The sequence below is a fragment of the Chitinophaga pollutisoli genome (genome assembly GCF_038396755.1).
Classification (GTDB): Bacteria; Bacteroidota; Bacteroidia; order Chitinophagales; family Chitinophagaceae; genus Chitinophaga; species Chitinophaga pollutisoli.
Genome location: NZ_CP149822.1, coordinates 2038859 through 2050979, shown reverse-complemented (window position 1 = coordinate 2050979; position 12121 = coordinate 2038859). Strand labels below are relative to the sequence as shown.

At 57.5% G+C, this 12121-nt stretch carries 7 protein-coding genes; 1 reads left to right on the top strand and 6 read right to left on the bottom strand.

What is annotated here, in order from left to right; genetic code table 11:
* Nucleotides 1-43 precede the first annotated feature (43 nt).
* From WJU16_RS08380 to WJU16_RS08365, 4 genes are read right to left on the bottom strand one after another with little or no spacing between them, the layout of a single operon-like run.
* Nucleotides 44-1279 (bottom strand): MFS transporter, encoded by a 1236-nt coding sequence (locus WJU16_RS08380; protein ID WP_341837869.1) that lies wholly within the window; start codon nucleotides 1277-1279, stop codon nucleotides 44-46.
* A gap of 10 nt (nucleotides 1280-1289) precedes the next feature.
* Nucleotides 1290-3668, bottom strand: coding sequence for a hypothetical protein (locus WJU16_RS08375; RefSeq protein WP_341837868.1), 2379 nt, complete (start codon nucleotides 3666-3668; stop codon nucleotides 1290-1292).
* Nucleotides 3669-3705: 37 nt separating this feature from the next.
* A complete protein-coding gene (locus WJU16_RS08370) occupies nucleotides 3706-5388 on the bottom strand; it encodes a RagB/SusD family nutrient uptake outer membrane protein (RefSeq protein WP_341837867.1) in 1683 nt (560 codons plus the stop codon).
* A gap of 23 nt (nucleotides 5389-5411) precedes the next feature.
* Nucleotides 5412-8423, bottom strand: a complete 3012-nt coding sequence (locus WJU16_RS08365) for a TonB-dependent receptor (RefSeq protein WP_341837866.1) — start codon at nucleotides 8421-8423, stop codon at nucleotides 5412-5414.
* 379 nt (nucleotides 8424-8802) lie between these two features.
* On the opposite strand from WJU16_RS08365, the gene WJU16_RS08360 reads away from it, so the two are divergent.
* Nucleotides 8803-10134: a hypothetical protein gene (locus WJU16_RS08360; RefSeq protein WP_341837865.1), complete on the top strand. Its 1332-nt coding sequence runs from the start codon at nucleotides 8803-8805 to the stop codon at nucleotides 10132-10134.
* A gap of 24 nt (nucleotides 10135-10158) precedes the next feature.
* Here WJU16_RS08360 and WJU16_RS08355 read toward each other — a convergent pair whose 3' ends face one another.
* Nucleotides 10159-10977 (bottom strand): aminotransferase class IV, encoded by an 819-nt coding sequence (locus WJU16_RS08355; RefSeq protein ID WP_341837864.1) that lies wholly within the window; start codon nucleotides 10975-10977, stop codon nucleotides 10159-10161.
* Entirely contained in the window at nucleotides 10974-12110 is a 1137-nt protein-coding gene (locus WJU16_RS08350) for a P1 family peptidase (protein ID WP_341837863.1), read from the bottom strand. The genes WJU16_RS08355 and WJU16_RS08350 overlap by 4 nt, the downstream gene beginning before the upstream one ends.
* Between the last annotated feature and the right edge of the window lie 11 nt (nucleotides 12111-12121).

Sequence of the window (12121 nt, the reverse complement as noted above, 5' to 3'; positions counted from 1 at the left end):
GAAAGGCCGCCCCTGGCTGGTGAATGTTTATGCGGGATGATGGTTAATATTCTTCTACGAAATCCAGGTCGCGGTGGTGGGTTTCGTCGATGGTGAAAATGGAGTAGAACCCGATGGCGAAGCACACCAAGCCCACGATGGCGGCGGCATTCACGACGTTGACCAGCGGCTTGAGGAAACCGTAGGAAATGGTCATCGCCACCACGGTTCCGCGCACCATGTTGGGAATGGTGGTAGCGGCGGTGGCGCGGATATTGGTCCCGAATTGCTCCGCGCCGATGGTCACGAACATGGCCCAGTACCCGATGCCGAAGCCCAGCCACAACGTCGCGAAATATAGCATGGCGGCCGTTTGGATGCCGGCATACAGGAAGATGAGGCTCCCGAGGAAAGTGAATCCCATCAACAGCATCACGGCTTTCCGGCGCGATTGCATGCGGTAACTGATGTACCCGCTGAGCAGGTCGCCGCCCGCGAGGCCCACGTAACACCACATCACGGCAAGCCCGGGCTTCACTTCCTCCACGATCCCCAGCGCTTTCCCGAACTCGTTGCTGAACGTGGACAGGATGCCGATCACATACCAGGTGGGCAAACCGATACCGATGCATTTCAAATAGCGGATCAGCCTGTCTTTCCGCGTGAAAAACTGTATAAAGCTCCCTTTCCTGACATGCGCCATGTCTTTCATGTTCACATATAACCCGGATTCAAACACCCCGATCCGCAGCAGCAGCAACAACGCGCCAAGCGCGCCGCCGGCGAAGTAGGCGTTTCTCCAGCTGAACAGTTCCACCGTGAAATACGCGGCTACCGCGCCTAACAGCCCCACACCCGCTACCAGCGAAGCGCCGAGCGCCCGCAGTTGCTTCGGCAGGCTTTCCGACACCAGCGTGATCCCCGCGCCCAGCTCACCCGCCAGCCCCACACCTGCAATAAACCGCAGGATCTTATACTGGTCCACGTCTTGCACGAAGCCGCAGGCGAAATTGGCAAGGGAATAGGTGATGATGGAACCGAAAAGCACCGACAGCCGGCCTTTCCGGTCGCCCAGTACGCCCCATAATATTCCGCCGAGCAGCAGCCCCGTCATTTGCCAGTTGAGGATGGAAGCGCCTTCCAGCGAGATGCCGGCTTCGCTCAGGCCGAGATCGCGGAGGCTGGGGATACGCACGATGCCGAATAACAGCAGGTCGTAAATATCCACGAAGTACCCGAGGGCGGCCACGATCACCGGGGCGGAGAAAAGATATTGAAGCGTCGTTTTTTCTGTTTGCATGCTTGCCGGTTTATTCGTATTTCATCCACACCGTGGCGTTACAGTCTTTGTCAGATACCGCCCTGATCCAGTGCGCATTGTAGCCTTCGGGGAACGTATGGCGGACAGTTTGGCCCGCCGCTACGCGGATGGTCTTGTAATCGTGCCAGCCATCCAGCGCGGTGTTGACCTGCAGCGTGATGTTGACGGTTTTATCCGCCGTAAGCGCCACTGATTTGCGGTCGTAGCCCGTCATCAGGAAAGGCAGCGAATGCTCGCCCGCTTTCACTTGCATGTTTTTCCATAATCCGCCTTCGCCGACGGGTTTCCCGAGTTTCCACAAGTCGTCGATGGCGCCGAACCATAAACCGCCGGCGGGACCGTTCGTGTTGAAATAGTGGCCGTCGGGCGTGGCGTTGGTTTTGGTGCCGCTGATCACCAGCAACCCGCGCCAGGTGCAGTAATCCGCGATCTTGCGCTTGTGCGTGGTTACCGGCCGGATGGATGCGAAGCCCGATTCGCGGCCAATTTCATAGAAAGTGCCATGCGCATTGAGCATGTATCTTTCCGACTCCACTTCCCGCGCGCCGCGCGGCCAGCCGAAGGCCATGGGTTCATCGTACCGCGCCGAAGTTTTAGGCAGGCGGAACGTGCCGGTCGTATCTGTTACGATGACGGAAGCTTCATCTATTTTGAAATCCTGTTTCAGCGCCAGTATCTTTTCCATCCGCGCGGTGCTGTCGCCCACACCGGCCACGTTTTGCAGCTTCTCGTCGATTTCCGCGTATCGTTTTTCGCCGCCCGCAATGCGCAGCACCTGCAGGTTTTTATTGCCAGAAGCTGGTCTGATCAACTGTGCATCAAAACCGCCGGTTTCATCGATGCCCGCGAGCGAGGCGAACATGGCATCCGCTTGCTGATGGAGCTGGCCGCCGTAATGGAGGAATGCCGTGGCCACGCAGTTTTGATCGGATTTGATACGGATCCAGCTGGCTTTGAAATGATCGGGGAAGATGAAAAATGCATACCCGTTTTTGCCGGCCGTTATTTTTTTAAATACAGTCCATTGGTTGTTGCCGGTTATATCCGTTTCAATGGTGAACGTAACGGGTTTGCCGTTGCGATGGCTGAGGTGCAGGATTTTCTTTCCGCTGCCCGTCGCCAGGTAAGGGTCGGAAGGGACGCCGGCTTGAACGGTATCTCCCATCCATGGCCCGCCCCAACCGGAAGCGGGGCCCCAGGTCTTCAGTTCTTCCGCGGTGCCGAACCAGAGATTGGATTGCGATCTGCCGGCGTAAGGGTTCTGCATAATGGTGGTTTCGTCGGTGGCCAGTACCAGCTCCCCGTTCCATTCGCAGAAATCGGGAATATAGCGCAGGTGGCTGCCGATGGGCGTTACGCCGCCGCTGTTGGCGCGGGAAAAGGTTTTCGGGAAATCATAAAACATGCCGTGCATATCCATGAGCATTTTACCGTTACCGATTTCCCGGATGCGCGGCCATTCGGTGTACCAGCCTCCCCAATGATCGTAGGTGCGGGTGGCTTTGGGCATGCGGTAAGTGAACCATTTGCCGTTGTCGAGGAGTTTGAGGATGACGGAACGCTTGTCCCACCCGATGCTCCAGGCCGGCGCCTTATCGTCGGGCGCGCCGTAGATGCCGCCGGGGCCGGTGACGTCGGTGAATTGTTTCCGTTCGATGATTTCCCATTTGTTGCCGTCCCATTCCGCCAGCACGCCCATCTCTTCGCTGTTTTTGGGAGCGCCGCCGGCCTGGAGGTCGCTTTGTTTGATATCGAAAACCTTATGTTCGCCGTTGTTGGCGATGATAAATCTTCCCTGCGCGGTGTAGGCGCCTTTGCCGTGCCATCCGGGTACGGGTTTGTGGAAGAGCTTCTTCACGGCCAGGGTGTGTACGTTGGTTTCATACACCATCCCTTCCATGTCGTAGAAATACACCATGTTGGCGGGATCGGTGAGGTGGCGCGCGGTGGCGGTCATACGGCCGGGCATGGTGGAAAGCGGCAGTACGCGCACTTTCCCTTTGTCGTCGATAAAATACGAACCCGTGATCAGCTGGTTCGATTCACGGTGGATGAGCCTGTTGGCGGGAGTGCCGCCCACGCTTTCCGGGTGGATGGTGAGCCGCAGATTGCCGTCGATGCTGTACAGCTTGTCGGAGCTGCCGAGCGGGCAATGCGGGGAATAGGTGACCATCCATAATTTGCCCGCCCAGGGTGTGATGGCGCCAATCCCGCCTTCGCCACCGTTGCCGCCGCAGGGATAACCGCCGCCTTCATTGAAGACGGTGAGGTGGGGATAAACCCCGCTGATCCGCAGGTGTTTCCCTTGCCCGTTATCCGACTGGGCCGCCGCTGTTACACTGAGCCCCGCGGCAAGGACTGTCATCATACAAACTGCTGATATCTTCATGTATTCGATTTTTGTATCAATAATTGTCGTTCTGGGAGATTTTCGGGTTCACACGTCTTTCCACGGCGGGCACCGGCCAGAGGTATTGTTTCGACTTGTCGAATTTCCTTTCCACCAGGATTTTCACATCGTCGCCAAACACGGTATAGTCGGCGATGCCGTCGTTATCCAGCGGGGTAACGCCAGGGAATGGCCATTTGGCTCGGTCCTGGTTGGCAGGGTCGGGCAGGCCGATCACGGGGCGGGTGAGCACTTTTTCTGCGAGCTTCCAGCGGATGAGATCCATGTAACGGAGGCCTTCTTTTACCAGTTCCACCCTTCTTTCGCGCCGCACGATTTGTTTCAGCGCCGCGGGGTCGGTAGTGGTAACGGCGGGGTAAGCAGCTGTGGCGGAGGGATCCACACCGTAAGCACGTGCCCTGATGCGGTTGAGGGCATCGCGCACGGATGCGTCGCCTTCGTTCAGTTCAATTTTGGCTTCCGCATAAGTTAGCAACACTTCCGCGAAACGGATAATAATGGCGTCGTTATCTTCCACGAGGCGGTCGGCCCAGGTCTGGTCGATCCCTTTTTTCCACAGGAAGCCGGTGTAGCTGGCGAATGGCCTTACAGCGCGGTTATCGAAGTTCTGGACCATGCCGCCGGTTTTGAAATTGCGCACCGTCAGCGAATCCGGATGGGGCTGGTAAGAAAACCCGAGCCAGTTGGTCCCGAATTCCACGATGGTCATCGTGAGCCTTGGATCCCGGTTTTCGAAGGGCCACAGCGGGTTGTAACGGCTGGATTCATCGATGGGCAAACCATCGGTACACTCGTAGGCATCCACGATGTCGCGGGTGGGCAGCCAGGCGCCGAAGCCGCCGGCGTTACGCGCGATGTAATCCTGCACAAAGCCGGCGCCATTGAAAACCTGTTGCTTTTCGTCGCGGGGGATGCTGATGATGATCTCTTTGCTGGTTTCCCCAGCTTTCAGGAACAACTGCGCATAATTGCTTTCCAGCGTGTATGTTCCTGCGTTAGCCAGCTGCATCACTTGCTCCGACGCGTCTTTCGCTTCCGCCCATTTCCCGGCATACAACGCCGTACGGGCTTTAATGGCCAGCGCGGCGCCTTTGGTCAGGCGTTTCACTTCTCCCGCTCCATACGACGGCGGCAGGTTTTCAGCCGCCCAGTCCAGTTCGCTGAATATGAAGGCGAGCACCGTGGCCTGGCTGGTACGGGTGATATTGCCCGCCGCTTCCAGCGCCAGGGGCTCCGTGATAAAAGGAACATCCCCGAAACGGGCAATGAGCCGGGAATATTGAAAGGCACGGATGAGGCGCATCTCCGCTTCCAGGCGCGTCATCACGGCGGGCGTTGTTGTGGCGGCCGCGCGGTGCATATTGGCCAGGTAAGAATTGGCGCGGGCAATGGCTTTGTAGCAATTCAGCCAGTACGTCTGCACCGCACCGTCGTCCGCGTTCATCGTGCCGCCGATCACCGCATTGGTGAGCTGCGCGCGGTGCCAGTCGTTATCGGTATGCAATTCGTTGTCGACCGACCAGAACGGCAGCCTGTACAGGTCGTTTACCGCCATTTCCAGTTCGGTTTGATTGGCGTAGAAGCCCCCGGTCGAAGGCTCCGAAGGAGGTGTCAGGTCCAGTTTGGCGCAGGAAGCGAGCCCCGCGGCCAGGCATATGATGGAAAGTGTCTTTTTCACGTGAAATCGTTTTAATCGGTGTATTAGAATTTAACCACGGCGCCCGCCATGAAAGTGGCCGCAATCGGATAGCTGTAACTGCCCACCTCCGGGTCCAGGTACTTCGGCAGCTTGCTGAACGTCAGGATGTCGTTGGCCGCAACGTAAATCCGCAACGACTGTACACCCACGGATTTCATCAGCTGCTCGCGCAGCGTATATCCCAGCGTCAGGTTCTTCAGCCGGAAGTATGCGCCGCTTGTTAGCCAGTAGTCGGACAGTGCGTAGTTATTGGCGTTGGAGGTCCTGGACAGGCGCGGGTAAGTGGCGGCGCGGTTCTGTTCTTCCGAATTATTCCGGCTCCAGAATTTCCCGGCCATGTCCTTCGGTACATTCCCGAAAGCTTCCGCGAAAGGTTGTACTACGTCGGCATTCAACCGGCTCAGTTTTTTGCCGACACCCTGGAAGGTGAGGCCGAAGTCAACTCCTTTGTAATCCGCGCGCAGGTTACCGCCGTAGAAGTAGCGCGGCAGCGCGCCGCCCAGCAATACTTTATCGTCGGGCGTAATCACGCCGTCTTTATTCACGTCCACGTACCGCACGTCGCCGGGTTTGGTGTTGGCGCCCATCACGGGACCGGCGGTTACTTCTTCCGCCGTCTGGAACAAGCCGTTGGAAATATAACCGAACCATTCATTGTATTCGCTGCCGTTGCGGATGATCTGGTCGCCGCGGAACTCCGTGCCTTTCAGGTCGCCGATGCGCGAGCGCGCGTCTGACAAGTTGGCGCCGATGGAATAGTTGACCTGGCCAATCCGGTCGCGCCAGTTCATTTCCAGCTCCCAGCCTTTTACATGCAGCGTACCTGCATTCTGGTTAGGTTTGTCGTAACCGATGTACAGCGGAATATCGAGCGGCAGGAGGATGTTGAAAGTGGTTTTCTTGTAATAACCGGCGGACACGTTCAGGCGGCTGTCGAAGAACGCTGCATCGATCCCGAAGTCGGTGGTGCGGGTGGTTTCCCAGGAAATATTCTCTACGGCGTAGGTTTGTTGCCCCGCACCGATCTGCGGCACTACGCCGCCGGCCTGGTAAAAGAGCGCCGTCGTGAAGTCGAGGATGGCCTGGTAGGGATAGTTGCCGATCCTTTCGTTGCCGGCTTCGCCCCAGCTGCCGCGTACTTTCAGAAACGACAGCCAGTTTACGCTTTTCAGGAAAGCTTCTTCGGAAACGGTCCACCCGGCGGATACGGAGGGGAATACCGCGCCGCGGTAGGCTTTGCCGAAGCGGGAAGATTTATCGTACCGGAGGTTCCCCTGCAGCAGGTATTTTCCCTGGTAGGCATATTTTGCCCGTCCGAAAAACGAGCGCAGGGCGGATTCGTGTGCAGAACCGCCGTTGGTCCGCAGCTCGAGGGAACCCGCATTCAGGTAAGGCAGCGTCGTTAACGGGAAGCCGCTCCGGCCGGCGTTCAGGGTTTCGAAACGGTTGTAGTTCTCCTCATATCCCGCCAGCACATCGATCACATGGCCGCCGCGCAGGTTGCGCACATAGTTGGCCAGCAATTGCCCGTTCAGCGCCATACTGTCGTTGCGCGTTTCACCGAGCACGGTGCGCGGCTGGTTGACAACGGTGCTGGGACTGCCGTCCGGGTTCGTGAATTTGATCTGGGTGGAGAAAGATTTGAATTTATCCATGTCGAAAGACGGAGCGATCTGCGCGGAGAGCGTCAGTCCTTCCACCGGTTTGAAATTGAACAGCAACCGTCCGCCGATCTGGTTGTAAAGGGCGCTGTTATTGCCCCCGGCGTAGAGCTGTGCCGCGGGGTTCCGCCCGTCTTTGGAAATGGCGTAGCGGCCGTCATTGTAATAATCATCGTAGATGCCGGGTATTACGCGGCTATCGTAAATAGGATTGGCGTTTGGAGTTTTCTCCTGTGTTCTTTTATAATAGATATCCAGCGAGGCGGATAATTTCGGGGAAATCTGCAGGTCGTTGTTGACGCGCAGCAGGTACCGGTCGAAATTGTAATTATCATAAAAGGCGCCGGCTTTGGAATAGCCGAGCGAGGCTTTGGTCTTCAGCTTGTCGGTCCCGGAAGTGAACACGATCTCGTGGCGTTGCCGGGGAGCGGTGCGCTTCAGCAGGCTGTTCTGCCAGTCGGTAACCGGGAATTCGTCGGGGTTGACGCGGTTGCTGTCGAGGTAGGAATTGATGAAGGCATCGGAGTAAGCTCCGGAGGCGGCGCCGTCGTTGATGGCTTGTTCGTTGAAGTAGCGCATGTAATCCTGCGGTCCTACGAATTCCGGTAGCTGGGTGGGTTTCTGAATGCCGTATTCGTAGTTGTATTCGAGGCTGGGCTTTCCGGAGCTGGCGCGTTTGGTGGTGATGAGGATTACGCCGGCGGCGCCGCGAGAGCCGTAAATGGCGGCGGAGGCGGCGTCTTTGAGAACGGAAAGGCTTTCCACGTCGTTGGGGTTGACGTTATCCACGCTGGACACGGGCACTCCGTCAACGATTACGAGCGGGCCGTTGGTGCCGATGGTGGTGATGCCGCGGATGAGGATGGTGGAACCTCCGCCCGGGGAGCCGCTGCTGCGCGTCACGGAAACGCCTGACATGGCGCCCTGTAATGCGTCGGAAACCTTCAGCGTCTGCCGCCCGCCAACGTCTTTGGCGCTGATGGTGGCAACCGAGCCGGTGAGGTCTTTCTTCCGCTGGCGGCCATAACCGACCACCACGGTTTCTTCCAGGTCGCGGGTGCTGCTGCTGAGCGATACCTCGATGGCCTGGCCCGGCGTTACGTCGAGCGTCTGGGGAAGATAGTTGAGCATCGATACGGTGATCTTGCCGGCTCCGGCAGGAAGGCGGAGCGTGAATTGTCCGTTGTTGTCGGTGGTGGTGCCGGCCGGTGTTCCCGGAACGGCGACGGTGGCGCCAGGTAAGGGCGTTTTGTTGGCGGCGTCGGTCACCGTGCCTTTGATCTGCCGGTCCTGACCAGCCAGCCTGACGGCCAGCAACATCACGGCGCAAAGGAATAGTAATTGCTTTTTCATAATCCTGGAACTGTTGATTTTGGTGAATTCCGCAATCGGCGGAAAAGACGTGATTGAAGCGATGGAAACAAATGTAAAAGCAGGTGGCAGCTGTCGCCAAGTTTACGGCTGGTCATTCCCCAATCAAAACTTTGAACAGGTTAACATAGTGAAAATCAATTTTTAATAAAATAGGAAAGATGTAAAATGAACAAGTAATTCCGTTTTTTATGCGGCAAATTTTCATGTGAAGCAGTGATGTGGCGGTTGCAGATCAGGATGCAACCGATTTAAAAGGGCTGGATTTCCATATTTGGAAAAGTAAATTATCTTTGGCCGCAACGGGCGCCACGGCCCGGAGCAACCAACTACAAATGCAAGCCTGCCAATGGCGACCGGGATGGAACAATACGAACACAAGGAATCGTTTTATCATTTAGATATGGTGTGCCGGTATGTAGCCGGCAATTTCGGCAATCCGGAAATCGGGTCGTGGACGAATGGCGATTACCTTCGTTTGAGTGGGATCCTGAGCCGGCATACCGGGATCCAGCTGAGCCCGAGCACGTTGAAAAGGATTTTCGGGAAACTAAAAACCACGGAAAGGTATTATCCCCAGAAGGCTACCCGCGACGGGCTGGCGCAATACGCCGGTTTTGCGGACTGGGATGATTTTGTGGAGAAGCATCCGCGGCCCGCGCGTTCGGGCGAGGGGCGCGGTGCGGGAGAAGTAGTGCCCGGACCTCCCACCAAACTTCCCCAGCCCCGGGCGCCCCTGATCAGCTGGTGGCCCGCCTTGCTCCTGATGGCCGGTGCCTGCGCAATCTTCGGGTGGCAATGGTGGCAAAAAGTGCGCAACGCCCCGGAACCGGAAGTGGCGGCGAAACTCATTTGCAGCAATCCCGTAGGCGGCAATCCCCATTCCGCCGTTTTCCGCATCCGGTTGCCGGAACATTTCAAAGGCGACAGCAGCCGGTTCCACATCGCTTTCGGCGACCGCTCGCGCGAACAGCCTATCCGGCCCGGAGCCGTGCTCACGCATTATTATGAAATGCCCGCGCGGTACTACGCGGTGTTGCATTATAAAAACCGGCCGGTAGATACCATGCCGGTGTACCTGAAAACCAACGGATGGACGGCCACCGCCTGGTCTTACCTGGATACCACGAGGGTTTACCCGCTGAAGGCGCCCGCGTTCGGGCCTGGCGGGATGTCGGTGACACCGCGGGAGCTGCATGCTTCAGGCGTGGATACCTTGCATACGTTCCTGGTGGATTATGTGAATACGCGGGAGTTGGACGCAACGGGCGACGATTTCGAGTTGCATGCCAGGCTGGCCACGTCGGCCCTGCGGCCGGGGATCCGCTGTTCGCAGGTGATCATCTCCCTGTACGGTGAAAAATCGCGGCATGAGATATTATTGATGAAACCCGGCTGCGTATCCTGGGCGCACCTGGTCTTCTCCGAAAAACGGATAGACGGCCGGCAGGAGGATCTCAGTCCCGTAGGCACCGATCTCACCAACGGTGGCACGGTGCACCTGCGCGTGAAGGACCGCCACGCCGAGCTGACCGTCAACGATAAACCATTATATAACATCGCATACGATCAACCCATCGGAAAGCTCTACGGCATCCGGATATCCTTCGCGGGCATCGGCTCCATTCAGCAGGTGCAACTGAAGAACGCGGATGGGCGTGTGGTGTTTGAAGATGGTGGAGAAATAAAGTAAGTCAGGGAGCATTGCAATCAGTAATCACTCAAACCCGCCCCGCATTTCCAATAATCTTTTATAAATCTCTTTCGCAACAGGCCCGGGTTCCCCGGTGCCAACGGGCTTCCCGTCGATCCGGAGCACTGGTGTCACGATTTTGGTGGTGCTGGTGATGAACGCTTCGCGGGCATTGGCCAGCGCCGAAAGCGGGAGGGTGGCCTCCGTAGGATGGAGGTCTTTCATCGCCAGGATCTTCTTGCGCGTGACGCCTTTTAAAACGCGGTCGGCGGGCGTGATGAGTTCCCCGGTTTCCGTCACGGCCCAGAAGTTGGCGCGCGGGCATTCGCGGATGGAGCCGTTTTGGTGATACAGTACATCGTCGGCCTGGTGCTCGCGGATAAAGGGTTGCAGGTAGATGGCCTGGAGATAATCGATCGTTTTCACTTCGGGGAGCTGGCGCTGGAAGTCGTGCGTCACGAGATGGATGCCTTTGTCGAAACCCGCGGGATCGTAGTAATAGGGCGCAAGCGTGATGAGGAGATTGGGCGTGGCCGGCGTATATCCGTTTTCGGAATAGCCGCCGGTGAGTGTGATGCGGACCCCGGCATGGGGAGCGCCGTTAATTTCAATCAGTTCCGCCAGCAAATGTTTCAGCCGTTCGCGGTCGACTTCCGGCGTGAGCCGCATAACGGAAGCGGAATGGTAAAACCGGTCGAGGTGGTCTTCCAGGAAAACGGGCTGCCCGGCGCGTGCGCGGAAATAATCGAAGATGCCGTACCCGCGTTGGATCGACAAATCGGAGATCAGTACCCTGGCTTCGTTTTCCGGAACGATGGCGCCGTTGATGATGGCATGGCTCATGGTTGCAAACGGTTGTATTTTTGGAGAATAGGCAAAACCTGTTGCAAAGGTAGCGCTTCCACTGCGTTGCCATTGCGGCCCTTCGCCGATGTGGCCACGAACAGCGAATTGATGATGGCTTCTTCCGTGGCTTCGATGGCGGCCAGGAACAATGGAGACATGGCTTCGTTTTGCAGCAGCGTTACCGTTTGATGGGACTGGTTGCCGCTGTGCGGGATACGAAGCTCTTCGGCGGTAGAGAACGCGATCACATAATCGCCGCTCCCGTTCGAAGCGATGCCGCCGGTTTTTCCAAGCCCTAGTATGGCGCGGCTGGCGAGGCGCATCAGGTTCCGGTGGTCGATGGGGGCGTCTGTAGCCACCACGATCATGCAGGAGCCGTCTACATTATTCAATAAATGATTGCTGAAATCGAATTTGCCAAGTTCCTTGCCTACCGGTGCACCGTCGATCGACAATACCCCGCCGAAGTTGCTTTGCACGATCACCCCAACCGTGTAACCGCCCAGACTGGCGGGCAGTTTCCGGGAAGCGGTGCCGATGCCGCCTTTGAACCCGAAACAGATCGTTCCTGTTCCCGCGCCTACGTTTCCTTCTGTTACTTTTCCCGCGGCAGCGGATAATATGGCGGCGTTCACATCGGCGACGGTTACATGCCGGCCACGGATGTCGTTGAGGTAGCCGTCGTTCGTTTCTCCCACCACCGCATTTACCGACCGCACATTTTCATTCCCTTTTTCGGCCAGCGTGAGCCCGGCAACGGCCTGCATGGCCACCGGAACACTGAGGGTATTGGTCAGCACGATGGGCGTTTCCAGGTTACCCAACTCATTCACTTGTGTGATGCCGGCGAGTTTGCCAAATCCGTTGCCGACGAATATCGCCGCCGGTACTTTCTGTTGAAACAGGTTGCCTTCCGCGGGGACGATGGCGGTAACGCCGGTACGGATGGAATCGCCTTTCACGAGGGTGGTGTGCCCGACCTTCACGCCGCGCACGTCAGTGATGGCGTTGAGCGCGCCGGGTTGCATCACGCCGATATGGATGCCGTAATCCCGCGCGCGTTTGCACTCCTGCGCCCACAGCGCGCCGGGGAGGAGTAAAAAGGCAATAATGGCTGAACGGTGGAACATGGTACAATGAT